21 protein-coding genes are annotated in these 25,362 nt (G+C 52.6%); 11 read left to right on the forward strand and 10 right to left on the reverse strand.

The annotated features are described in order from the left end of the window. Nucleotides 1–36: 36 nt before the first annotated feature. From ACQUQP_RS11775 to ACQUQP_RS11800, 6 genes are all read left to right on the forward strand, one after another. A complete protein-coding gene (locus ACQUQP_RS11775; protein WP_432695222.1) occupies nucleotides 37–717 on the forward strand; it encodes a Bax inhibitor-1/YccA family protein in 681 nt (226 codons plus the stop codon). Between the two features lie 76 nt (nucleotides 718–793). After that, on the forward strand, nucleotides 794–1,207 hold the full coding sequence (gene tusD / locus ACQUQP_RS11780; RefSeq protein ID WP_432695223.1) for a sulfurtransferase complex subunit TusD: 414 nt from the start codon (nucleotides 794–796) through the stop codon (nucleotides 1,205–1,207). Then, the gene (gene tusC, locus ACQUQP_RS11785) at nucleotides 1,204–1,566 is read left to right on the forward strand and encodes a sulfurtransferase complex subunit TusC (RefSeq protein ID WP_432695224.1); all 363 of its coding nucleotides are present in this window, start codon (nucleotides 1,204–1,206) and stop codon (nucleotides 1,564–1,566) included. Before tusD ends, tusC begins: the two co-directional genes overlap by 4 nt. A gap of 1 nt (nucleotide 1,567) precedes the next feature. Then, on the forward strand, nucleotides 1,568–1,849 hold the full coding sequence (gene tusB, locus ACQUQP_RS11790; RefSeq protein ID WP_432695225.1) for a sulfurtransferase complex subunit TusB: 282 nt from the start codon (nucleotides 1,568–1,570) through the stop codon (nucleotides 1,847–1,849). After that, the gene (locus tag ACQUQP_RS11795; protein ID WP_432695226.1) at nucleotides 1,849–2,184 is read left to right on the forward strand and encodes a TusE/DsrC/DsvC family sulfur relay protein; all 336 of its coding nucleotides are present in this window, start codon (nucleotides 1,849–1,851) and stop codon (nucleotides 2,182–2,184) included. The genes tusB and ACQUQP_RS11795 overlap by 1 nt, the downstream gene beginning before the upstream one ends. Before the next feature lie 115 nt (nucleotides 2,185–2,299). Next, nucleotides 2,300–2,872, forward strand: a complete 573-nt coding sequence (locus ACQUQP_RS11800) for a chemotaxis protein CheW (RefSeq protein ID WP_432695227.1) — start codon at nucleotides 2,300–2,302, stop codon at nucleotides 2,870–2,872. Between the two features lie 261 nt (nucleotides 2,873–3,133). Here the strand turns inward: ACQUQP_RS11800 and ACQUQP_RS11805 are convergent, their stop codons facing one another. From ACQUQP_RS11805 to ACQUQP_RS11835, 7 genes are all read right to left on the reverse strand, one after another. Then, the gene (locus ACQUQP_RS11805) at nucleotides 3,134–8,125 is read right to left on the reverse strand and encodes a calcium-binding protein (RefSeq protein ID WP_432695228.1); all 4,992 of its coding nucleotides are present in this window, start codon (nucleotides 8,123–8,125) and stop codon (nucleotides 3,134–3,136) included. Nucleotides 8,126–8,134: 9 nt separating this feature from the next. Then, entirely contained in the window at nucleotides 8,135–8,707 is a 573-nt protein-coding gene (locus tag ACQUQP_RS11810) for a hypothetical protein (RefSeq protein WP_432695229.1), read from the reverse strand. Beyond that, entirely contained in the window at nucleotides 8,707–10,119 is a 1,413-nt protein-coding gene (locus ACQUQP_RS11815) for an HlyD family type I secretion periplasmic adaptor subunit (protein ID WP_432695230.1), read from the reverse strand. Before ACQUQP_RS11815 ends, ACQUQP_RS11810 begins: the two co-directional genes overlap by 1 nt. Nucleotides 10,120–10,137: 18 nt before the next feature. Beyond that, nucleotides 10,138–12,318, reverse strand: coding sequence for a type I secretion system permease/ATPase (locus ACQUQP_RS11820; protein WP_432695231.1), 2,181 nt, complete (start codon nucleotides 12,316–12,318; stop codon nucleotides 10,138–10,140). A 207-nt stretch (nucleotides 12,319–12,525) separates the two neighbouring features. Continuing rightward, nucleotides 12,526–13,197 carry an RES family NAD+ phosphorylase gene (locus ACQUQP_RS11825; RefSeq protein WP_432695232.1) on the reverse strand — a complete coding sequence of 224 codons (672 nt, stop codon included), beginning with the start codon at nucleotides 13,195–13,197 and terminating at the stop codon, nucleotides 12,526–12,528. A gap of 4 nt (nucleotides 13,198–13,201) precedes the next feature. After that, nucleotides 13,202–13,591 (reverse strand): MbcA/ParS/Xre antitoxin family protein, encoded by a 390-nt coding sequence (locus ACQUQP_RS11830; protein WP_432695233.1) that lies wholly within the window; start codon nucleotides 13,589–13,591, stop codon nucleotides 13,202–13,204. Nucleotides 13,592–13,882: 291 nt separating this feature from the next. Further along, nucleotides 13,883–14,776 carry a LysR family transcriptional regulator gene (locus ACQUQP_RS11835; protein WP_432695234.1) on the reverse strand — a complete coding sequence of 298 codons (894 nt, stop codon included), beginning with the start codon at nucleotides 14,774–14,776 and terminating at the stop codon, nucleotides 13,883–13,885. 140 nt (nucleotides 14,777–14,916) lie between these two features. On the opposite strand from ACQUQP_RS11835, the gene ACQUQP_RS11840 reads away from it, so the two are divergent. The 3 genes from ACQUQP_RS11840 to ACQUQP_RS11850 all read left to right on the forward strand — a co-directional run bounded on the left by ACQUQP_RS11840 (nucleotide 14,917) and on the right by ACQUQP_RS11850 (nucleotide 17,780). After that, nucleotides 14,917–15,387 (forward strand): nucleoside deaminase, encoded by a 471-nt coding sequence (locus ACQUQP_RS11840; protein ID WP_432695235.1) that lies wholly within the window; start codon nucleotides 14,917–14,919, stop codon nucleotides 15,385–15,387. Between the two features lie 33 nt (nucleotides 15,388–15,420). Further along, nucleotides 15,421–16,794, forward strand: a complete 1,374-nt coding sequence (locus ACQUQP_RS11845; RefSeq protein WP_432695236.1) for a nucleobase:cation symporter-2 family protein — start codon at nucleotides 15,421–15,423, stop codon at nucleotides 16,792–16,794. Between the two features lie 689 nt (nucleotides 16,795–17,483). Then, entirely contained in the window at nucleotides 17,484–17,780 is a 297-nt protein-coding gene (locus ACQUQP_RS11850; RefSeq protein ID WP_432695237.1) for a hypothetical protein, read from the forward strand. Nucleotides 17,781–17,825: 45 nt separating this feature from the next. Here the strand turns inward: ACQUQP_RS11850 and ACQUQP_RS11855 are convergent, their stop codons facing one another. Beyond that, nucleotides 17,826–18,107, reverse strand: coding sequence for a hypothetical protein (locus tag ACQUQP_RS11855; RefSeq protein WP_432695238.1), 282 nt, complete (start codon nucleotides 18,105–18,107; stop codon nucleotides 17,826–17,828). Nucleotides 18,108–18,427: 320 nt separating this feature from the next. Here ACQUQP_RS11855 and ppiC point away from each other — a divergent pair, with 320 nt between their 5' ends. Further along, nucleotides 18,428–18,709 carry a peptidylprolyl isomerase PpiC gene (gene ppiC / locus ACQUQP_RS11860; RefSeq protein WP_432695239.1) on the forward strand — a complete coding sequence of 94 codons (282 nt, stop codon included), beginning with the start codon at nucleotides 18,428–18,430 and terminating at the stop codon, nucleotides 18,707–18,709. A gap of 95 nt (nucleotides 18,710–18,804) precedes the next feature. On the opposite strand, the gene ACQUQP_RS11865 is transcribed toward ppiC, so the two are convergent. Beyond that, on the reverse strand, nucleotides 18,805–20,073 hold the full coding sequence (locus ACQUQP_RS11865) for an esterase/lipase family protein (protein ID WP_432695240.1): 1,269 nt from the start codon (nucleotides 20,071–20,073) through the stop codon (nucleotides 18,805–18,807). Nucleotides 20,074–20,310: 237 nt separating this feature from the next. Here ACQUQP_RS11865 and ACQUQP_RS11870 point away from each other — a divergent pair, with 237 nt between their 5' ends. Continuing rightward, nucleotides 20,311–22,227 (forward strand): SpoIIE family protein phosphatase, encoded by a 1,917-nt coding sequence (locus ACQUQP_RS11870; RefSeq protein ID WP_432695241.1) that lies wholly within the window; start codon nucleotides 20,311–20,313, stop codon nucleotides 22,225–22,227. 186 nt (nucleotides 22,228–22,413) lie between these two features. On the opposite strand, the gene gcvP is transcribed toward ACQUQP_RS11870, so the two are convergent. Continuing rightward, nucleotides 22,414–25,308 (reverse strand): aminomethyl-transferring glycine dehydrogenase, encoded by a 2,895-nt coding sequence (gene gcvP / locus ACQUQP_RS11875; protein WP_432695242.1) that lies wholly within the window; start codon nucleotides 25,306–25,308, stop codon nucleotides 22,414–22,416. Nucleotides 25,309–25,362 lie beyond the last annotated feature (54 nt).

The following is a 25,362-nucleotide window of genomic DNA, read 5'->3' on the forward strand; positions in this document are numbered from 1 at the left end:
ATGGCGATTAGTCTTTTAAAATTAGCGAGGAAAGCTATGGCGAACGTACAACCCCTGTCACAACACGCACACAGTTCCGCGGTCGACACCAACAAGGTGATCCGCAACACCTACATGCTGCTGTCGATGACACTGGTTCTGAGCGCCGTTACCGCCGGTATTTCGATGGCGATCAACCCTCCTTTCTTTGCCTACCTCGGTAGTGTGATTCTCAGCTTCGTGCTGCTGTTCGTCCTCAACAAGAAGCAGAACAGCGCAGCCGCCCTGCCGCTGACCTTTGCTTTTACCGGCCTGCTCGGCTTTGGCCTGGGACCGATTCTTAACCAGTACCTGGCGCTGGCTAACGGTGGCGAAATCGTCATGACCGCTCTGGGTATGACAGCTGTTACCTTCCTCGGTCTGTCTGCCTACGCGCTGACAAGCCGCAAGGATTTCAGCTTCATGGGCGGCTTCCTGGCTGCCGGCAGCATGGTGCTGATCGTTGCGATGATCGCGCTGTTTATCCTGCCGATGTTTGGCGTTGATATCTCTGGCATCCAGCTGGCGTTCTCCGCCGCCGTCGTCATGCTGATGGCGGGCTTCGTGCTGTACGACACCAGCAACATCGTCAACGGTACCTACACAAACTACGTAATGGCCACCGTCAGCCTCTACCTGAGCATCTACAACCTGTTCGTGCACCTGCTCGCACTGGTTGGCGCGTTCAGCGACGACTGACAGAAGCCAAAGAAAAAGCCCCGCTGTCTCTGCTAAGATAGCGGGGCTTTTTTGTGTCTGATAAACAGAGTAGCCGATGAGCTTTTCCCCAATGGTTTTTTCGATAGTTGTGCAGGCCTCGCCGGTTCAACATCAGGGCGCCGAAACCGCGCTCCGTTTCGCCCGCGCGGTTCTGCAGGCCGGGCATCGCATCCACCGGGTTTTCTTTTACCGCGACGGCGTACATAACGGCACCGCCCTCGCCTGTAATCCTCAGGATGAAGCCAACATTCCGGGCCAGTGGCAGGCGCTATCCAGGGAGCACGATCTGGACCTGGTAGTGTGCATTGCTGCCGGTATACGCCGCGGCGTCTTGAACGAGACCGAGGCCCGTCGCTATGGCCAGGAGCACTGGAACCTGGCGGAGGGTTTTGATCTGTCCGGACTTGGCCAGCTTGTTGAGGCTGGATTGGTGTCTGACCGGGTCGTTACATTCGGGGGGCGCTCATGAGCGAGACAAGCATTCTCATCATCGTTCGCAGTGCGCCTTACGGCAGCTCAGCAGCCAAGGATGCACTGGATGCCGCCCTGACCTGCTCGGTCTTCGAAACCCCTGTCACTTTGTTGTTTCTCGATGATGGCGTCTACGAGCTGCTCAAGGGACAGCAACCTGATGAAATCGGTCAGAAGAACCTCAACTCGCTGCAACAATCGCTGCCACTCTACGATATCGAGCGTTTATGTGTCAGCCGCCGCGCCTTGACCGAGCGCGGGCTCACGCCAGAGCAGTTGATTCTCCCGGTGGAGAGCGTAAACGCCAAAGCGGTCTCAGCGCTGCTATCCCAGCACACCCACGTACTGAGTTTCTGAGATGATATTACATACCCTGAATCAGGCGCCCTCGAACGCCGCCTGCATGGAAAGCTGCCTCGAAGCGATAGCGCCGGGTGACACCCTGTTGCTGATCGAAGATGGGGTGTACTGGACCCAACCCGCTTTTCAGGAAACGCTGAGCAGGCATAGCGGTAAACTTTTCGCACTAACGCCCGATATACTGGCAAGAGGGATCCAGTTTGAAACAGATCTGCAGGTCGAAGACGCAGGTTTCGTTGAACTCTGCGCAAGCCATGACAAGGTGGTGAGCTGGTTTTGATGACGCAACTGGAAATCGACGGCAATGTTATCGCCCTGGATGACGAAGGCTACCTGGAAGACCTGGGCCAGTGGCACCCCGGGGTGGCGGAATATCTGGCCGCGCAGGAAGGGATAGAATTGACACCCGCTCACTGGGAGATCCTTTACCTGATCAGGGACTTTTATGCGCGCTTCGACCATTCACCAGCGATGAGACCCCTGGTTAAAACGGTGAAACTGGAGCTGGGCGAGGATAAGGGTAAGAGTATCTATCTGATGAAGCTCTTCCCTGGCAGCCCCGCAAAACTGGCCGCGCTGCTTGCCGGCCTGCCAAAGCCCGACAACTGCCTCTAGCGGGCTTTTCAAGGCAATCGGGGCTGTGTGATACTGAGCTGTCCCTTATAGACTACATTTTATCGATCCTGCTGATGGATCGTATTGGGCACCAACGAGACAACAGGGTAATGGAATGAGCCTACAAGCCGAAGCCGATCAACTACAGATGCTCAAGGCGCTGGAACAGAAAAAGCAGGACCAGCAATCGCGCAAGTCACAGCAGGAAGAGATTATCTACCACCAGCGTGCCACCTTCCGCGTCGATAACGAGCTTTACGGCATCGACGTCATGCAGGTTAAAGAGGTACTCAGGTACAGTGAGATCACACCGGTTCCCGGTGCAGATGCGTCTATCCTCGGCATCATCAATCTGCGCGGTAACGTGGTCACCGTCATCGATACCCGCCAACTGTTCCGCCTGCCCCCGGCCCAGCCCGACGACGAAACCCGCGTCATCGTCGTTGAATTCAACGAGTCCGAGGTGATCGGTCTGGTGGTCGACAGTGTCGACGAAGTACTCAGCCTGCCGCAAAGCGAAGTGGATCGCGCGCCCAACGCGTCGGGCGACGAAACCAGCAAACGCTTCGTTCAGGGTGTCTGCTACCACAACGGCATGCTGATTATTCTGCTGGACCTGAGCAAGATGCTGCTCTCGATCACTCCCGCTGACGATGAGGATATCGTTGCATCCTCAGGGGCGCTCTAAGCCTGCCAGTGCGCGGCCTTGCATGATCCCCTGCCGTTAGCAGGAACTCAGGTTACTAACAAACCCCGATCATTTTGATTGGGGTTTTGTTTTTATCGCCTCGTTAATAGGGCTGGGCGCAGTTGCAAGCCTGGCCTACATCAGGACTTGATCGTGGTGAGGACCTAGCCTGCTAGCATTACAAGAAGTCCCCGCACGGGAACGGGGACTTTGTCAGCATTCTGAGGGACCGCAAGAGAGCCCCTCGATTAAAGTTAAATATTATGCTGGAGAGTTAGCATGCCAGCTTGCCGCCAACACAGGTCGCAACTGATCCTTTACATCCTGGGGTATTACTTCACCCACACCTGAGGGTGCATCGAAGGCAGCCATAGCTGACACAAGTCGTTCTATGTCTTCACCACAGGCACTGAAGTCACCGACATCTATCTCATCGATAGCATCATCATAGGTCTGCCAATCGTCGATTGTTACCTGCCCGTTACTGCCAACGAAGCTGACTAGCAGGTCATCACCCTGTTGGCGAAGCCAGATCTGATCTGTATCGAATCCACTTAGCGACAAGGTATCGTAACCGCTACTCTCCTTCTTGCCGGCTTCGATCTGGTCGTTACCGTCACCCTCCGTATAATTGAAGGTGTCGTTTCCAAGACCGCCGGCCAACACGTCATCACCCCCTCCACCTGCCAGGATATCGTCACCCGCATCACCATGTAGCATATCGTTACCGAATTCGCCCATCAGCAGGTCGGCTCCGTTCCCGCCATACAGAGTGTCATCCTGACCGCCGCCGAATAGCGTATCGCTGTCATTCTCACCGTGAAGAACATCCTTGCCGGAGCTACCGTAAAGCTGGTCTTCTTCGTTACCGCCATAGAGGATGTCATCCCCCTGTCCACCATACAGTTGATCGACTCCCTGCTGGCCAAAGAGCATATCGTTGCCGTTTTCGCCAAACAGCAGATCCTTGCCCTGGTCGCCTGAAACCATGTCATCCCCGCGGCCTCCATACACAATGTCATCGCCGCCACGAGCGGCGATGGTATCGTCCGAGGAATAGCCTTGGATAAAATCAGCCCCCATGGTTGCTTCCAGCGTCAGGTCGATCACATCCTGTAAGGTCAGGACAGAGCCATCAGCAAAGCGGATCTCGTCCAGCGCAGTACTGCTAACTGCATCTCCGTTAAAGAAGCTCTTGACCTGAATGCTGTCGGTGTTGCGGTCGATGCTGATAAACAGGTCGTTATCGACACGCATCAACCGGACCTTGCTGGGATTGACGGAACTGTCGAACTCGAGAACATCAACCGAGCCTCTGTCCCGGTTATCGATGATGTCGTGCCCATCTCCCGACGCGAACAGGTAGGTATCGTTGCCACTACCGCCGTTTAAGACATCGTTCCCGGAACCGCCGATTAGAATGTCGTCGCCCGCCTCACCATAAAGCAGATCGTCATCCTCATCCCCGTGCAGGGTATCGCTGCCGCCCGCGCCATGAACGGTGTCGATACCGTTAAGTGCGCTAATAGTGTCATCGGACTCGAAGCCATACACTACGTCGTCAAGTTCAGTGACGTTGTAAAGCTTCTCAAGCTCATCGAGAGCTAATGTCTGGAGCGTTCCATCCTCCAGGGTAAATCGAACTTGTTCGATTCTGTTTCCGGAGGCGGCGTAGCTCTGGTAAGCCTTGACGACTCGGATCGTATCACCTGTCGCGTTGCCGTCGACGTCATAGAGGTGAACTAGCAGGTCCTCACCTTCAGTACCTGTGCGCTCTATCTTCACCTGAGTGGCCTGGATACCACCAAGGAACTCAATTGTGTCGGTTCCTGCATTCTCGTAGATGACATCCTGTCCGTCACCAATTGAGAACTGGTAGAGGTCGTTGCCCGCACCACCGTAAACGGTGTCGTTGCCCTGAAGTGCATTGAACGTATCATCAAGCTCGGTACCGTACAGGGTGTCATCCCCTTCGGTAACTTCTTGGTCGATGAGAGGAATGATATCGACCATCGTCAACGTAGAGCCATCCGAGAAACTGAAGGCTTCAATTGCGCCCTCACTAACACTGCCGTCGAAATCGAACACGTTATCGATCTGTATGCTGTCAGATGACGGGTTACCCTCTGCATCCAGCACTGTGATGAACAGGGATGTGGCGTTACGCGAGTAGCTCAGCATCTCACTGGAAATGTCCACACCAAACGTTATCGAGTCTGAGCCCGAAGAGTCGTAAATCCGATCTGAGCCATCTCCTCTATTGAACAAATACACATCGTTGCCTTTCTTGCCATAAAGCACGTCATTTCCGATGCCACCGACAAGGAGATCTCCAGCAGATGTGCCTGATAAGATATCGTCTCCCACCGTACCTTCTACAAGGTTTTCAGCAATGAGAGGGGCAAGAGTTGCGTTTGATTTGAGTTGTGCGGCTGCCTTGCTCATCTGAGGATAAAATTCACCCAACCCAACCAGAACTCCATATACTCGACTGAGCGCCACGACCTCCCCGGACTCCGCTAATCCAACGAGATAATCAGTAAAGGCTCCCATTTCCTGGAAAAACTCCAGGGTATCCATATTGAATTCGACCTCAATCAGATCGAACACTTCTTTGAATGCCGACCCAGCCATTAGTTGAGCATAAATAAAACCTTTAAACTCCTCGTATTGAGAATTCAGTACTGGGGCCGCACGACCATGAGGGTTCGGGTCGCGCTCACCCCAGCACCAAGTACCGAGGTAATTTCTCCCGGCCAAGGCTTCCAGCGTCTCCAGCTTTCGAGCATCGATAACATGCCCATAAATCCTGCTTGGATCGCGGCTATATGGGTCAATATCTGAAACACCCGCCCATTGGAAGATAATTCCATTGAGCATTGCTCGTCGTGAGGTATCGTCCGGAGCATCAACAAACTGTTGTACTAGCGATTGAAGAACTTCATCGCGAGCCATAGCTTGACTAAGGTTGTGGAGATTACCGAAACCTTTCGCCTCTGGAAGAGCCTGAATCTCCTCGCTCAGTTCAAGTTTTTCAACAGTAATGCTATGACCGGCGTCGGTACCAAACCATACATCTGACAATGCTACGCTACTGCCGTCGACGGTGGTGGCAGTGCTCGTTTGTTTGATCACGTTACCCTTACCATCTAATACCGACGTATTAACCCAGCTGGTTGAGAGTGACGATATACCAGCATCAGCCAAGGATAGGATTTCACCTTCGTCGACTTTCCCATCTGAGTCTAGATCCTGCCAAACGTTGATTGTTGAGTAAGCGGCATCCAAGTGGTCAATTACAGAATCTGAGTTGTCGTCATATTGGGAAAGTGCAACGAATCCATTTGCAGCTGCATCACCGTTCGCAAGCTGAGTATTACTGCCGAATAGTTCGTTACCGCTGGAGATCTGACCGTCGCCATTTTTATCCATGACTAAGATGCCATCATCCGATGCTACCCAGCCGGTGCGTTCAGCCACACCGTTACCGTCATGGTCAAAATAGATGTACTCTGTTTTTGCGAGTGTTTCGACCCCATCGCCGTCAAGATCTACGACCAACGGTGAGGTGATTTTTTCAGCTCCAGAGAAGTCAATTTTCTTATCAGAAGGATCTGTAGGTAATCCACAGTCTTCAGGATCTTCCTGGTCGGATACGTTATCGAGGACTCCAGACAGCTCCAAAACCCGTGCAGTCCATACTTGTGTAGTCTGGGTAACCAGCGCTTCAAGCGACGCTTTACGATCCTGATTATTTGAGGCTGCATCAGATTGAGTGCTGACTATATCGCCTCCGTTAAGCAGATTTTCGATCTGACGTTTTAATTCAGACTCCCATGCATAGACTTTATCGCGTGATCCGGGGCAATTGACTTCAGTAAGCTCCTTGCTAGCTGCGTCTGAAATTTCCTGGAGAATATCACTGAAGACGGTTTCGAGTTTTTCTCTCGCGCTACTTTCCAGTGTTTCTTTTACATGCAGACTAGCTTGATCCGCTATCACCTGAGCTACTGTTTCAGCTTCTGCTTGATATGAAGCGCACTCATTATTCAGTTTATCGCTCAACTGTGCATTGTCTTCTTTGCTGTCAGCGGCTTTTTGAGCTTCTTGTTCTTGCTCTTCCTTTTTTGCCGCCAATTCGTTGTTGAGCTTTTCTGTATAACTGGAGTCATCTGACTCGTTTATTAACGCTAGCTCATTTCTAACATAAGATACAGTGTCATAACTGATGCTAGCATTGGCTTGATCAATATCGCTTGAAAACTGTTCAAGTAATTCTTGCTCGACATATTCCTCGATAGCAATATCGTATTGATGAATCAGATCAACAAACGAGACTTGCAGCTTTCCTGCAACAATAGTATCAGTATCACCATTATAGCCAGTATACTCTTCTATTTTTTCTAAAAATTCTTCATTTGAATTTACAACTTGCAACGAATCAATATACTGCTCATATTCCGTTAGGAGTAAATTTGCTTCTGTTACGACAGAATTCTGGGCTAACGAATAACTCTCTAGCAATCCAACTGATACATAATAGTCAGATGCTATAGCGGAAAGTTGTTCGGGAGAGACACCCAAAACCTCAGCTTCTTCACTTATGTAAGTGAGGTAGGTTTCATAAGACTCACTCTTTCTAGACTCCGCTTTGACTAAAAAGTCTTCGAGCATCTGAACTCGCTCGATATCGATTTGCTCCATTAAATCTTGTAACTCGGCCATCTCTGCTTCTGCTTCGGCTATCGCATTGGCATAAGCGGTCTCTGCATTCGGCAAGTATATTGACATGACCCCTGCAATTTGTGAGATTACATTAAGAGTAACTTGCACTAGAAACTTGGGAAGAGCTACTGGTGGAACCACTTTCATAGAATCAGCAACTATGCCTGTAGCATTGCCGATAAAGGACGCAACTGTGTCAGGGCCAAGAGTGTTACCATTATCGTCATCTGTATATTGTACTAGCAATTTGTAAAAGTCATTGGCTAAAGCAGAATAGTTTGCCGAAGTACCAGTAAAGCTAACATATTTTTTGATATATTCATTCGCTGGTATTGCATCAGAAAGCACTGCTACTACCTGTGCTATTGCTATGGCCTTATCAAGTGTAGTCGCATCTGAATTGTCTATAGTCGCGTATAATCCTGCGATAGAGGTACTAATATTTGATCCGCTTAATATTTGGTTTGTAAATTGCTCAGCTGCGTCCTTTACATCATTAATATACTGAGACTTATCCGTGATAGCCATTTATAATCCTCATCCGTTAGTTTTTAAAAGGTAAAACTTCCTTATAATCAAATAAGAAAAATGTCCTAAAATAAACATTACTCCTATAAAAAAGTATCGATAGTTAATAAGCGCATACAAAACATACCTTTCCTTAAGGGTTTCTAAGGTTTTACGGTAATCAAATATTTCAACATCATCTTTATTTCTAAACCCTATAACAGCTCTACATTCCCAGTTAAACCGTTCCCAATATGAGTGCTCAAAAAACCATGACATTATTTTTTCAAAGCAAGTTGAATACCATCCTATTTTCATTTCTGGATTTTTATTGACTATATTTTTAATTTTTACTTTATTCTTACTGATCAATTCTGTGATAAACTTTTGATAATTACCATTGCTATCAAGAGCCTTAATATATGGCGTTTCATATCTTCCACTTGCGCCACTATATTGAATATTACTCATTAAATCCCAATTTATAAGATTTGTTTTTACTTCATATGGAAAATAGTTGTTGCCGAATAAAACTTGAAATAAGATTAGAAACAATCCAACAAAAAAATATCTGCTTTGTAAGTTTTTTTTCAAAAAATTCATCACCTTTCCTCGACGCTATCCATCTTGTATCTTAGTAATGGTGTTAGAATATATTCGATTAAAAGCCTTTTGCCTGTTTTAACCTCAACACTCACGCTCATGCCTGGGACAAGAGCAACCTTCTTACCTTCCACATTGAGATGTGCGTTTTCCATTTTTATGTTGGTTTTATAAATAAGCCCCTGCTGATCATTTGCTATCGCATCAGCAGAGATTTTGTTTATAGTTCCGTCAATGATTCCGTATTTCGTAAATGGGAATGTATGAACCTTTATCTCAGCGGGCTGTAATTTCTGGACAAACCCGATATCCTTGTTTTCAATCCAAGCTTCAACAAACAGCGCTTGATTCTCCGGCACGATCTTCATCAGTTCCTGTGCCGAGGTAACTACCCCTCCAACCGTATGGATTGCCAAGTCCTGAACAACACCATCAACAGGTGATTTCAGCATCTGCTTTTGCTTTAGATCCTTAGCCTTCCTTAGCTCCTCTTTGATGCTTAAGAACTCTCTATCCAACTGAACAAGTTGCTGGAGATAATCGGCATGTATCTGGGCCTGAAGCGACTGCTGCTGATGTTTTATATCTTCTATATGAGCGATTAATTGCTCTTGTTGAGCTTTGGCACCAGCAAGATCCTGCTGCTGTTCAATTCGTTCCTGCTCTAATTCAAGGTATTGAACGCGGGCCGCCAGTTTCTTATCCAGCAGTGACTTGAGTGCATCCACTCGCTGAGTAATAAGTGGTAAGGTCCCGCTTAGCTTGTCGATGAGCGCATGATTGACTTTCAGCTCTGCTCGCTTGTCCAGAATTTGCTGATCTAACTGTTCGTATTGAGCGCGAAAGGACAGCTGTTGTTGGGTGAGTAAAATTTGTTGATGACGAAATTGCTGGTCACTTGAGCCAATAGGACGATCACTTTCGTCGATCCCAATGGGTTCTGTGGTGATCTCGTTGGAGAAGAGGTCTACGTATCGGGAAAGCTGCTCTAAACGCAGGTAGTTGAGCCGATTCTGAATGCTTTCTTGAGTGAGTCGTCTTTCATCTGCGGCCGTCTGGGCTTGATCAAGTATGACCAATGGATCGCCCGCTTTGACTAGCTGTCCTTCACTGACGAGTATTTTCGAGACTACGCCCAGCTCATAAGGCTGAATCGTCTTGACCTGCCCTGAGGGCACAATCTTGCCTTCTGCGGTTGCAACTATGTCAACCTCCCCAACGCAGGCCCAGATAACGCCTATGCTAAACAGCGCCAAAAGTGCCCACGCAGTCACTCTTGATGCGGGGTGCGGCGGACGCTCCCGGATCTCCAGTGCGGCTGGTAGAAAGTCTACCGCACGCTGGGGAACACGTTTATCGCCCAACCGAGCGCGAGCATGCCACTTTTCACTTATCCACTTAAACAGATCCATCTGCCTTTGCGCGTCCTTCTATTTGGCCGTAGATCCCTCTCGCAACTGGGGCTCCGGTCGAGAATTAGAGGGTCTAACTCCGTTCTGTAATTGATAAAGAGAGTAGTAACTGCCTCCCTGACTCACCAGCTCATCATGACTACCGTTTTCGATAATCCGACCCTTCTCCATAACCAGAATGCGGTCGCACTGGCGCACCGTACTCAGACGGTGAGCGATGATGAATACCGTGCGGTTTCGGCAAATCGCGGCCATGTTTTCCTGGATGATGCGCTCAGATTCATAATCGAGCGCACTGGTCGCTTCATCGAAGATCAGGATTCGTGGATTGGTAATTAGGGCACGTGCAATGGCGATGCGCTGTCGCTGGCCACCGGATAGATTGCATCCAAGCTCGCCCACCGAATTATCGTAGCCTTCGGGCAGTTCAAGAATGAAGTCGTGTGCTCCGGCGAGTTTCGCAGCTTGAACAACCTGCTCCATTGGTAAGCCGGGATTACTTAGCGCAATGTTCTCTCGAACACTTCGGTTGAAGAGGAAGTTTTCCTGCAACACAACACCAATATTTCGACGTAACCAGGCTGTGTCGACCATGGCGAGATCCACACCATCCACAAGTACACGGCCCGCCTCAGGTACGTACATGCGCTGTATCAGCTTGGCCAGGGTGCTTTTGCCGGATCCGGATCGCCCGACGATACCGATGACCTCTCCAGGATCGACCTGTAGTGAGATGTCGTTGAGGATACGTGGGCCATCTGGACGATAGCGAAAGTGGATGTGCTCGAAATTCACCTTCCCTTCCAGAGAAGGCAAGGTACTGCGATTGGGATTATATCCAGGCTCTGTTGGTGTATTGAGAATATCCCCTAATCGTTTGACCGAAATCCCAGCTTGCTGGAAATCCTGCCATAGCTGCACAAGCTTTAATATCGGAGCAGATACCCGTCCAGCAATCATGTTGAAGGCGATTAACTGCCCGACCGTTAAAGCGCCATCTATGACCAAATGCGCGCCATACCAAATGATGAGAACCGTGGTGATTTTGTTGATGAAGCCAGCAACTTGATTAGCGATATTGTTTAGGTTCTGGGTTCGGAACGAGGCCGTCACGTATTCTGACAACTGATCTTCCCATTTCCTCTGCATCTGGGGTTCAACAGCCATAGCCTTAACTGTCTCGACACCACTGACGGCCTCAACCAGAAACGCCTGGTTTTCAGCTCCGTGCTGAAATTTTTGATCGAGTCGGTGCCGCAGGATAGGCGTGATAAAGATCGACAAAGCAACGTAGAAAGGGATCGTAAGTAGAACGATGATTGTGAGTGTCGGACTGTAAAGCCACATCACAGCAAAAAAGACGATAGTGAAGAATAGATCGATCACCAACGTCAGTGCGGTACCCGTAATAAAGTTGCGGATGGTGTCCAGCTCTCTTATTCGAGCCACACTCTGGCCGACTTGGCGTGCTTCGAAATAGGATAGAGGGAGAGATACCATATGGTTGAAGAGCTTTGCACCTAATTCGACGTCAACCCTGTTGGTGGTATGAGAGAACAGGTAAGTGCGTAGTCCTCCGAGTATCGCATCAAAAAGGGCGATAGCTACAAACCCAAACGCCAATACATCAAGTGTGGTGAATCCCCTATGTACCAACACCTTATCCATCACCACTTGGAAGAACAACGGAGTAACCAGTGCAAACAACTGTAAAAAGAATGATATAATAATCACTTCACCAAACAGTTTTCGGTACTTGAGCAGGGATGGAATAAACCAGCGGATATCGAATTCTTTAAATTGTGCAATAAGGCCTTCCCGGCGAGTAACCAGGATTAACTCACCGGCCCAAACCCCAGCCAACTCTGACTCTGTTAAAGACTTGGGCTGAGCGATCCCTGCCTCCATCACCAGAACTTTCCCTTCTGCCTTCTCGGCATGGGAGACGCGGGCAATGATGAAGAATTCCCCCTGCCTGTTGATAGCGATCGCTGGCGGAGAGGCGTTGTTCAGCTGTTGAAAGGGTACCGAAGACCGCCTGGCTTTCAGCCCTAACTTTTTGGCCGCCCGAATAATTTCCATGCAGCCGAGGGGCTGACCGGGCACAGCGAATTGATGATGCAACTGCTGGGGTTCAGCAGGCATCTGGTGAAAACGAAGAATGGTAGTAAGGCAGTAAAGCCCCGTATCCTTGGCCATAAACTAACACTATCCTTGTGTTATATTTAAGCGACTTGTCTGACAGATGCTAGCATCTACAAACGTACTAAACTACCCTGTTTTCCTCTTGCCAAAAATGCATTACGGAAGCACTTTAATGAGTTCCAATATTTCCAGGTGAATAATATGGGCCACTATCTTGATGCTGATATATAGCCCTATACCACTAGTTTGCGTGACTAAATATCACTGAATCTGACTCACTGCCAGCACCGAAATAATCCGCTGAGCCGCCCCACTCCAGACATAGCGATAATGGCCACCCTGCGCAGGAATCGATGTAGCTTTCGGCGTAAACAGCGCCACACACTGCCCCTGCTCATACCTCACACTGTTATAGAGTAATCCCGCGGCACCCGACTGACGACGCTCCAGCGCGAACCGCTGGGATGGCGCGTAATCGCTGGGATGGTGCAGATGCGCGTACTCTCCGCTGCGGACATCCTCCAACGGCAGTTGGATCAGGCTTATATATTCGCGCAGGGTCACTTCGGTATCGGGCTCCTGTGTGGCGGACAGAAAACGCTCGCGGTGATAGCGAGTCTCCGCTATGGCGACCTCCAGCGAGTTACCAGCGTAATAGACACCGTACCGACCATCGGTGAAGCGACTGGCCTGACCGATATGAGTAAAGGCCGCCATGACCGGCGTAGAACCGGGGCCAGAGATACGCTCGGAGGCAGGCACCAGCCGCAGATCCCCCGTCTCATCACGCAGGCGATCGTTGGTAAGGCTCTCAATCTCGAAGATGATCTCCAGGTCTTCTGGGTCTGCAACGGTCTCAAACAGATTGATCGGTGGAAAGTGGCTGGGCACCAGGCGGTGCGCCCGCTCCCAGTCGGGTATCAGTTGCAGCATCCGTTCAGCCCCGCATGTAGTCGAGATAACGCCTGACATCCGCCAGATTGATCATGCTGCCCTTAAGCATCACATCCAGCGCGGAAACCCCATCAAAATCCCGGTTCGCTTTTTTCGGCCAGGCGTTGGCCTGCTCTTCTGTCGGAAACAGAATCCGCAGCGCCTTGTAGATCCCCAGTACATAGGAGATTCGCTCCAGTGTATCGCGGCTCAGCGTGGGACCCTCGCCGTTGCGCCATTTGTAGAAGGTGGTGCGCGGCGGATCACCCAGCAATACCTTCTGCTGCTGGCTGGTCAGTCCCCAGCCATCGGTGATCCGGAAAAATGTCTTCAGCGCCACATCGGACTTGCGGCGTTCGTCTGCCTGCGCTGACGGTGCAGGATTGGCCATCATCTTGAACACTCTGAATCGGTTAATATATGGCCAGTTTAGTTCTCCCAGGGATCATCTTCAATAAATATCCCTACAGAGACTCACTTAACAGCATCTATGGATCAACCCATACAGGTCAGTGGTCAATCCCATCCCGGGAGAGACAGGAAAGCAAAAAACAGCCGAACGCTACTTTTTGTGAACGCTATGAGGTTACAGAGCAATCAGCGCTGTCCGGGCTTGTTAACGCCAGGGTTCTGGTGCTTGAGCAAACCCGTATCTGCCCGGCAGCTAATGCGATACTGAATGTGATCAGCCCTTAATAACCTCCAAAATACTTTCGATAACCGTATTGGTCCGCTCATCCTTTTTTACGGTCGATGGCATGCATACGCATAGCTCTTCTTCCAGGCGCTTATCTGTCAGAGGAGTGAACGCCAGGGAACCTTCGCTTACCTGTTTTTCGATGTCATACCAGGTCATAAAGCTGACGCCGACACCGTCCATTACCAGGTTTGCGAGCAGATCAAATGAGTTACTGGTAGCGACTATGTCGAAGCTGCTTTTTTGGCGCAAAATCTCCGAATACAGACGGGTATGTACGGAAAGGTCGATGTCGGGGATGCAGAGCGGCCATTGCAGGCAGTCATACAGCTCTATGGATTGAGTGTCTTTATCCAGCAGAGCGGGAAGGTGAACGAGGCCAATTTTGCTTTTCTCACGTGCCGCAAAATGGATCTTTTCGTCTCTGGGCACATTGAACGCGACGATGAAATCGAGCTGATTGGTCTTCAGCAGATCGGTCAGTGTTTGCGTATCTCCAGTCTTGAAATGGACCCTTATATTGCCAAAACGGGATGAGAGTTTTTTGTACAGGCGCGGAAGAACACTGGTGCTCAGGCACTCAACCGCACCGATCCGAAACTGCACCAGGTGCTGTTTGTTTTCTTCCTTGATGCTCCTGCGGAAACGGTTTTCTTCCGCTATCCATGCCCCCGCCTGCTTGTAAAGAGCCTCGCCCTGCTCCGTCAGCTCAATCCCCTTCGGAAGGCGAAGGAAAAGCTGGGTGCCGAAGTCCTCTTCAAGAATACTCATCTGGCGGCTAAGCGCCGATGCCGCAATATGCAGCTTGTCAGCCGCCTTGCGTACTGATTTCTCAGTGGCGATCACAACGAAGGATCGAATCTCTTTGGTTAACGCGGACATCCCTAGCACCTGTAGCCATATGTGCGAAATTTTAGCACGTAGATAGCTAAACGTTCTAATTTAATCACGCACAGGCTTCTCTTATATTGCTCTTAACTTAAGCAATCGTTCACCCCGAACAGAGAGAGGCGGAGTTGCCAATGAACAACGACATTAAACATTTGAAGACCACGATCGAGGTTGCCAAGGAGAGCGTTAAGAGTGGTAACCACCCCTTTGGTGCCATGCTGGTTGGCCCGAATGGCGAGGTACTGATCACCTCTGGTAACACCTATAAGGAAGATAAGGGTGTCGGCCATGCAGAAGCCAATGTCGCCCGTGCCGCATCACAGCAGTATGACCCGGAATTTCTTGAGCAGTGCACCCTGATCACCTCGGTTGAGCCCTGCTGTATGTGTGCCGGTTCCGTTTACTGGGCAGGGATTGGCAGCGTTGTCTTCGGCCTGACCGAAAAACGACTTGCCGAGATGACCGGTGACAACCCGGAAAACCTGACACTGGACCTGGCCTGCCGTGACGTCTTTGCTGCCGGCCAGCGCAAGGTGGATGTTCGCGGTCCCTATGTCGAACTGGAAGACGCCATCGCCGCTGACCACATCGGATTCTGGTAAGCGAATACAAGGTCATCAAACGGGAGAACCGATATGACGACAATAACAGCTGAAAAGTGTCGCCAACCGGCACAGACACCTGGCGCGATACATCCCGTTGATGAAGTGCCCGCAACCTCCAGGTTGCTCCTGTTGGCACTGCAGCACGTTATGGTGATGTATACCGGCGCCATCGCGGTACCCTTTATCATTGGTGCTGCGCTTGGCCTGAGCCAGCAGCAGATTGCCTACCTGATCCAGGCGGATCTGATCACCTGCGGTATTGCCACCCTGATCCAGACCATCGGTATCTGGCGCTTCGGTAGCCGTATGCCGTTGATGCAGGGCTTAACCTTTGCCTGCATTTCTCCGGCCATCGCAATCGCCAGTGATCCTAGCCTGGCCGCGGGCGGCGTGGAGGATGGTTTGCGTGCTGTATACGGTGCGGTCATCATCTCTGGCCTGTTCGGCATCGCCATGGCGCCTTTTGGCCGTTATATGGTGCGGGCTTTTCCTGCCGTCGTGGTTGGTTCCGTGCTGACGGTTATTGGCCTGAGCCTGCTGCCGGTCGCGATCCAGTACTCGGCCGGTGGCTACGGTCCAGATGCTGGCGACCCCAAATATATCGCCATGGCCTTTACGGTACTTGCGATCATCATCGTGGCGAACATCTTCGGCAAGGGTTTTATCCGCAACATCTCGGTGCTGATCGGTATAGTAGCCGGCGTTTGCATCGCCGGTTTCTCCGGCATGCTGGATCTTTCCGCCGCCAGCTCCGCCGAAACCTTCGCACTGGTCGAGCCGTTCTATTTCGGCACGCCGACCTTCCACCTGGTGCCGATCCTGACCATGATCCTGGTGATCTCCATTACCTGGGTTGAGTCGGTGGGCGATGCGATCGTGATTGGTGAGATGGTCGACAAGAAGCCGGATGCACGCAAGATATCCGATCTGATCCGCGCCGACGGCCTGTCCAGCGTGATAGGCGGCATGTTGAACTCATTCCACTACACCGCGTTTTCGGAAAATGTTGCGCTGGTAAGCATCACCCAGGTGAAAAGCCGCTGGGTCGTCGCACTGGCCGGTGTCTTTCTGATTCTGCTCGGCATGTCACCCTACCTGGCAGCGATTGTCGCATCCGTCCCTAAAGCGGTGATTGGCGGCGCCGGCTTTATGATGTTCGGCAGCCTGGTAGTGGTTGGTATCAAGACCCTGAGCAGGATCGACTTTGAAACCAGCTATAACAACTTTGTAGTGGTCGGGGTCAGTGTGGCCATGGCCATGATCGCGATCCTGAAGCCGGACTACTTCTCGTTCATGCCGGACTGGTCACAGGTGTTTTTCAAATCCCCTGTCATCATGGGGGCGATGACGGCGATCATTTTAAACTTCCTGCTTAACGGGCTGGACAAAAAGCTGGCGCTTTAAAGCCACCTTAACGCTTGTTCTTTCAGGCCGGTCAATCCGGCCTTTTTTTGGCCCAGCCAGACAGGCTTACTCCGAAAACGGCATGCCAATCCGGCTCCACCTTTGCCTTCCGTCCCAGCTTATTGTCTCTCATGTGAAATTCAAGTTATCGACTAGGGGCTGTCCCTTGCGCTGAAGCTTTATTTAACGGGCTTCATGCACTCTATCCTTAAGGCCACTATGACTAGTGGGGTGTACGGAGGAAAAGAATAATTAAACCAGGGACAAAAGATTGTTTGCACAACATGGAGATAACCTTAGAACTCAAAATATTTCAATATAGATATCCATGCACAATATGCGTGTTTAATTCTAATAAAATCGATATCAGATTGATCACTTAAACCGAAACCCCTATTTGACAGCCAACAAGACCCAGCCTTAATACACATATTTCTAATATTATATGTGATTGAAATAATTGTAATATTTCCGACTCATCCAGCTGATGACGAACAAAAAATCCATTTGTGAATGTTTATTCACTGTGATTTAAAATCTTCGCATAAAATATTTCCAGGGTTTACTTTTAAGAGTATGATGCGCCCGCCCAAGCACAGATGATAGGCTGGATGTTCGTCAAAGCATCCAGTTTGATTCTTTAATCAGTAACGTTAAAAGCTTCAATTATACTTTAGTATAGGTAGGACATGGACTTCGAAAAAGCGGATAAGGGAGTTGTCGTTTCCTGGGTTGATCGACAATTCGCCAAAAATGATACCTTCCCGTCTAAATGCTGCAACTCAGGCGGCGAGCCGTCGATCTGCCGAGATCACATCACTGCTTACAAGGAGTGGACCAAACTGAACGGTAAGCGCAAGCAGATTCTGTCCTGGATTGAGCAATGGCTCAGTGACAACGAAATCGCAGAATTAGAAAAAACACTTAAGAAAAACAATCAGAATAAAAACGCAACGTTAGCGCCGGCGACCAGCCAGGTTCAATGACCCGGTGCACGGCTCAGAGCGTGCCATACATGCGTTACTTATCCTTCAAAGATTGAGTTTTTTGTAGTGATCGTTTTGCTTAATCGCTTTGAGCAACTGTTCTTGCTCAGTGTCATCCAGCCATGTATCGATCCACTCCTGAATCGTGCGACGTTTGGTAGAGACCTTCCGCCAAGCCTTGTACGCCAACACATGTTGTCGGGACACTGAGCCTTTGCCACCCCCATCGGACTTTGCACAGCAACTGGTGGGGAAATCCGGCACGTTGGCAAACTGCCTGTCTATCCACCAGATCACGAAGCCTTTGTCTGCTTTCTCGAATTTCACCGCTTTCTCCTGAACTGCAGGGAGTGGGAATATCTCAAGACACCAATACTTCAACTTTATGACAGTACTATGTCCATAAGGTTTGAGCGTCTGAACTGAGCCTTAGGGCCAACAAGCATTGAAAGCCTTTTACAGCCAAGGGTAATGAGCACGCAACAAGCCCAGGTAGCGCTGTACCTCAGGAAGGGTAGGCACTACTTCATAAGCAATAGGAAAGCGTTCTCACCCTGCCCGGTAAAATTCTACAGCCGGGTTGGTGCGCCGAGTCCCACAAGGTATCGATTTAGGTTAGTATTCGCGCGTAATTCATCGGAGGCGTTATGGCTACAGCGGCAGCACTACACATACTGGTAAAGACACGAAAAGAAGCTGAAGAGATTCTCGAGCAGCTGAAGAAAGGCAAAAACTTCAATGAACTGGCCAAACGCCATTCCATCTGCCCCTCCGGCAAGCGCGGCGGTGACCTGGGCGAGTTTCATCGCGGTGATATGGTGAAGGCGTTCGATGACGTGGTCTTCAAACGCCCGCTGCTCAAGGTACACGGCCCGATCAAAACCCGCTTCGGCTACCACCTGATCAAGACGTTGTACCGGAACGGCTAATCCCCGCTCTGTGGGTTTATGCCAGTGGTGAGTGGGCCGCTCAGGAATAAAGGCACTACCAGGATCGGCGCTGATTGCACCGCCCTGCCCTGCGGTTAGCTGCCGATCAGCTCAAGCACCTTGCCCAGTAATTGTCGGTCTTTTACCAGGCCCATATGGTTGCTCTTTAAAACGGTGATGCTGTTCCACGGAATGGGCGAGCCGTTACCCGGTTCATCCAGCCGCGCACTGCTGGCCAGCACCGTGCCGTCACCCGGCCCGTACGCGACCCACTTTAGCTGCCTGTCACCACGTTCCCCAGCAAACTCCGAAGGCGTGCGCTGCGCATCACCGACGAAAAGGTGAAACTCCAGGTGATCCGGCACCGCTTCCAGCGGCCGGTCCATCGCCCGCTGGAAAACCTCTGCATTGTGCAAACACTTACGCAGATGATCCTCGGCGACCTCCAGTCGACGGCCTGGCGAAGACAGGCCCGGCAGCTGACGTGCACGTTCTTCATCCAGCCAGGAGGCGGTTATCCCCCAGTCGCGGGACAGCCAGAAATCAGCATCGAGAATGTTGTTATCTCTGTTGCCGTGCGGCCTGTGCCTGGGGCGCGGCAACAGTTGATAGCCGGAGGGAAAGGTGCCCACCAGTACCGGGCCGTACGCAGGGTGAATGGGGTTAGCGGGGATACCCTGTACCAGCCTGTCCAGCATCTGCACGGCACCGGCGTTGGGCGTTCCGATGATCACCGCTTTGTCGACGTATGCCGCGCCCGCCCAGTTAAGACGGGGTCCCGAGCCGTCATAGGGCAGCAGCTGGCCACCATATTGAAGGAAGTAGCGTAATAAAAGCCCGCCCATTGAATGGGCAACAATATTGAAACGAATCGGATCGCTGCTGTTGCGCTGCACCTGCAGGAACCGTGTGGCGCGATGAATAAAAGCCTGCAAAGCGATAGCGCTTTCATCCAGACTTCTGCGCCAGTCGTAACTGAACTCGAAGGCCTCAGCGCCATTGCCTTCGCCGGGATGTTCGGCAAAGGTATCGGCGAAGCTCTGAACCCCCATAGCACTCATTACATCGCCGTAGGCGGTCAGCTTTAGCGGCACACCAATCATCGAACCACGCACAATGCCCAACACGCCATCAACCTGACTGCCGCTGCGGAGCCGATCCAGAGGAGTGCCGATCTCCATCGGCAGGCCAAACAGCTGCGCCGCCTCACTGGAGGCAGGGTCAGTGTATCCAGGGCACCATTCGCCCCAGACGGACTGCGACGCTGAATCCGCCACGAGCTTGGAACCCAGCACACCCGGAATCACGATAACCGGGTTTCGGGGACCCTTATCCTGCGCAAAGCTCTTCTGCCGATCTGTCATCGCATCTGCTGACACTTGAGATATTAGCGTGGGTGGAGACATGACTACGCCTGGCTAACCTGATTCAAAGGATTATAGTAATCTGCTCTCAAATCGTCGCGCTAACCACCTGAGGGCGGGTAGATGAGAAACAGGGCTGTTCCGTTCCAGAAAAGCTTGCTGTTCAACCTCACATCGGGAGTCCTTCTCCTCGGGATTATCCTGCTGCTTACCTCCCTTTTTGTGACGGACAGAACGGTGAAAAGGCTGTCCGGTGCGCTGACCAATCAGGTGATCGCCACCACCGATGCGAAAATCACGGGTTTCTTTGAGACCGTTCAGGCTGGCATCGAAATTTCAGCCGAGCGTTCCATCAGCGGTGAGTTCGAGCAATTTCCCGTAGAGAGCCTGGACCGTTATTTCACCCCGCTTATCGAAAGGCTGCCGCAACTCTCTTCGGTCATGTATGCCCATGAAAATGGCGATGAATACATGCTGCTCCAGTCCGGCAGTCGCTGGCAGAGCCGGCTTACCAAACCGATATCCTGGGGAAGCCGGGAAGAGTGGCGCGAATGGAGTGCACAGGATGATCCCAGGCCTGTCCAGCAACGCGAACTCAGCTACGATGCGAGACAACGCCCCTGGCACCAGGGCGCTCTGCAGTTGCTTGCCGAACTTGGGGATGATGCCCCCATTCGTGAGCGGATCTACTGGACCCGCCCCTACAAGTTTTTCACCACCCAGGAGCCGGGCTTGACCCTGAGCCTCGCGCAGCGAACCCGCACGGGACAGGTCGTGGTTTTGGGTTTCGATATTCTGCTGGCTGACATCAGCCGCTTTACCTCGAATCTTGTGGAGGGCCGGGACGGCAAGGTGTTCGTACTAAGGGGCAAACCCGACAGTCCCCAGGGCATGCTGGTGGTGGGTGTACCCGCCGATGAGCGCTTCAATGATGAAGCGACCATGATCGAATTTGTCCTGAGCCGACCCGCCGAGCTGGGCGGCCCGCTGGCCAGCTTTGTCAGCGACGCACTGGAAACGCAGACAACCCTGCCGGGGTCTCCTGTTGAGTTCATGCATGATCAGGAATCCTGGTGGGGTGAAATCACCCGCTCCAAACTCCGAACATCGGATGACATCTGGATAGGTGCAGTGGTACCGGAGGAGCAACTGCTTGAGGCCCTGCCCAACTCGGGGCTGATCATCATCGTGACCACCGCCGCCGTGTTGCTGCTGGCGATGCTGCGCGCCCTGTGGCTGTCGCGCCGTTACGCAGCGCCGCTACAGCAACTGACCGATAACGGTAACCGTATGCAACGGCTGAATTTCGAGCCGGTGAAGCCGGTAAAGTCCAATATCATGGAGATCCGCCATTTATCTGCGACTCTGGAGCGGATGCGTGCGGCACTGCAAACCTTCTCGGCGGCACGGGAAGATCTGCGTGTGGCGCGATCGATTCACAAGAGGCTGGTGCCGGAACGCCTGCCCGCCCCGCCCAATCTCGACATCCATGTATGGCATGAGTCTTCAGAAGCGGTGGGCGGCGAGTTTTACGATGCCATCCACCTGACCAATGATGACGGCCCAGGCAACAGGACTCTGCTGCTGGCGCTGTTCAAACTACCAGGAAATGGCCTGGATGCGGCGATTCATGGCACCCAGTTACGTGCCGCACTGCGCGCCGCTGCTCACGAAAGTACGGACCTGCCTGCACTGGTTAAGCGCCTGGAAACCTTTGTCGATGAAGACCTTGCCGGGATTGGGCCCGTCGGTCTTTGGCTGCTGGGGATCGATAAAGCTGGAGAGCGCGTCAGGGCGTTAGGTCTTGGCATGGACCCACTGCTGTTACGGCGCGGGCAGAACACTGATCAGCTGGCCGCTCAAGCAGGCCCTCTGGGACTGGGGCCAAGGATTGAAACCGTTCAGAGCGTTAATTTAGAGCTCTCCCGGGGAGATATCCTGATGATCGCGTTGGATGGAGTGGTAGACGCGCTGAATGATGAGCGCCAGCGTTACGGGATAGCAGGGCTCGAATTTGCCCTGCGAGAACTTGGCCCGGGCACAGCCGAGAACCTGGTCACGCGGGTACGCAACGACCTGGAACGATACAGCAGCGGCCCCCTTGGGGACCGCACACTGCTGGTTCTGCAGGCAAAAGCTGATATTGCCGGGTAAAACAACATCTTGCTTCAATGGTCTCCAGCCACTGCGACGAATTTAGCCGGTCCAAGGATACAGGGCGGATCGTTTGCTGCGTCCATCCCTGGTCACTCTTACACCCGCTAACGTCGAACCTGCAGCTGGAGATCCACCACCGCCCTTGTTGGGCATCAGCCCCCGAACGGTCTGCGGCCCAAGGCCTCAGTCCATATAGGACTCAATATCGGGGCAGGAACAGATGAAATGTCTGTCGCCATAGACGTTGTCCACGCGGTTGGTTGCCGGCCAGAATTTGCGCGACTTGGCACGCTCGGTCGGGAATGCAGCCTCGTCCCGCGAGTAGGGGCGATTCCATTCATCGGCTGCCAGATCCGCCTGGGAGTGCGGAGCCTGGGTCAGCGGGTTATTGTCCAGTGGCCACTCGCCGTTTTCCACGCGGTGGATCTCTGCGCGGATACTCAGCATCGCTTCGATAAAGCGGTCCAGTTCGAGCTTGGATTCCGACTCTGTCGGTTCCACCATCAGCGTACCCGGCACCGGGAAGGACATGGTCGGCGCATGGAAACCGTAGTCCATCAGACGCTTGGCGATATCCTCCTCGCTGATGCCGCTGGCTTCTTTCAGCGGACGGATATCGATGATGCACTCGTGCGCCACGCGACCGTTGCGTCCGGCGTAGAGAATCGGGTAATCGGACTTCAGCCGCTCGGCCAGATAGTTGGCGTTGAGGATCGCCACCTCGGTAGAGCGCTTCAGGCCGTCACGACCAAGCATGCGGTTGTACATCCAGGTGATCGGCAGGATCGACGCGGAACCGAAAGGTGCCGCTGAAACCGCACCTTCGGCAGGCAGCGATTCGATGGGGCTGACCACATGGCCCGGCAGGAACGGAGCCAGATGCTCCTTGACACCGATCGGGCCCATGCCGGGGCCACCGCCACCGTGCGGGATCGCGAAGGTCTTGTGCAGGTTCAGGTGCGACACGTCGGAACCGATCAGGCCCGGCTTGGCCAGCCCCACCTGGGCGTTCATGTTGGCGCCATCCATGTACACCTGGCCACCGAACTTGTGAATAATCTGGCAGATCTCGACGATCTCCTCCTCGTAGACACCATGGGTCGACGGGTAGGTGATCATCAGCGCCGACAGGCTCTCGGCATGCAGCTCCGCCTTTTCGGCCAGATCATGCAGATCCACGTTGCCCTGCTCGTCGCAAAGAGTCACGACAACTTTCATACCCATCATCGCGGCGGAAGCCGGGTTGGTGCCATGGGCAGAGGACGGAATCAGGCAGACATCACGATGTCCCTCGCCGATAGACTCCTGGTATTTGCGGATCGCCATCAGGCCGGCGTATTCGCCGGAGGCGCCGGAGTTAGGCTGCAGCGAGACACGGTCATAGCCGGTGATCTCAACCAGCTGCTCTTCCAGCTGCTTGAGCATCTTGTGATAGCCCCGCGCCTGATCGAGCGGCGCGAACGGATGCATATTGGCGAATTCGGGCCAGGTGACCGGAATCATCTCGGCGGTGGCGTTCAGCTTCATGGTGCAGGAGCCCAGCGGAATCATGCCGTGTACCAGCGAGTAATCCTTGTTCTCCAGGCTCTTCATGTAGCGCAGCATCTCGGTCTCGCTCTGGTAGCGATTGAAGGTCGGGTGCTGCAGAATCGCGTCTTCGCGGCGCTGGTCGGCGCGGATGCCGATCGCTTCACCATCGCGGATGCGATCGTCCAGATTGAGGATATTCAGGTCGTGGTTTTCACCAAACAGGATCTCGAACAGTTCGCTTACATCCGCTGCCGTGGTGGTCTCATCCAGGCTGATGCCGAAACGCCCTTTATTCGCACCCTTGTCGTTCATAACACGCAGGTTGCAGCCGCGGGCCAGTGCACGCTCGTAGACCTCGGCGTCAGCTTCGAAACTCAGGGTGTCGAAGAAGCAGGCGTTGGTTTTGAGCCCTTTGTCGGCCATGCCCAGCGCCAGGATCGCCGTCAGGCGGTGGACGCGCTCAGCGATCCGCTTGAGGCCATCCGGTCCATGGTAAACCGCGTAAAAGCTGGCCAGGTTGGCAAGCAGCGCCTGGGCGGTACAGATGTTTGAGGTCGCCTTCTCACGACGGATGTGCTGTTCGCGGGTCTGCATTGCCATGCGCAGCGCCTGCTCACCACGGGAATCCACGGAAACACCGATAATACGACCCGGCACCGAGCGCTTCATTTTCTCGCTCGCAGCGAAAAACGCTGCATGCGGACCACCGTAGCCCATCGGCACGCCGAAGCGCTGGGAGGAACCGAGCACTATGTCTGCACCAAGCTCACCCGGGGACTTCAGCAGTACCAGTGCCAGCAGGTCGCTGGCGACAGCCACCTTGATGTCACGCGCCTTGGCGGACTCGATCAGCTCACCGAGATCACTGATATCGCCAAAGCTGCCCGGATACTGCAGCAGCGCACCAAAGGCGTCGTGCTCTGCGACGTTGCTGGCCGCATCGACAACCAGCTCATAGCCGAAATAGTCGGCACGGGTTTTAACCACGTCCAGGGTCTGCGGATGCACATCGTCAGCGATGAAAAACAGGTTGCTCTTCTTGCGGCTGGAGCGCTTGCACAGGGTCATCGCTTCGGCGGCAGCGGTGGCTTCGTCCAGCAGTGAGGCGTTCGCCAGCGGCATGCCGGTCAGGTCCATAACCATCTGCTGGAAGTTCAGCAGCGCTTCGAGACGGCCCTGAGAGATCTCCGGCTGGTAAGGAGTGTAGGCGGTGTACCAGCCCGGGTTCTCCATGACATTACGCAGGATCACATTGGGCAGGCGGGTGTTGTAGTAGCCCATACCGATATAGGACTTGTTGACCTGGTTAAGGTCTGCCATCGCCTTCAGCTCGGCCAGTGCTTCGGCTTCATCGATACCGGCCGCCATGCCCAGATCATCGGACAGACGAATAGTTTCCGGTACAGTCTGTGCGATGAGCTGATCGAGGGATTCGACACCGAGTTGCTCAAGCATCGCCAGCTGTTCGGCCGCACCAGGGCCCACATGACGACGGGTAAAAGCGTTGTTCTGCTCCAGGTCGCTAATAGAGAGCGATTCAAAAGACATAGCTTGTAACCTGTGTTAATGGCCGCCCTGGACTGCGTGCCTGAGCGGTAGGTG

The sequence above is a fragment of the Marinobacterium sp. YM272 genome (assembly GCF_050908845.1).
GTDB lineage: Bacteria > Pseudomonadota > Gammaproteobacteria > Pseudomonadales > Balneatricaceae > Marinobacterium_D.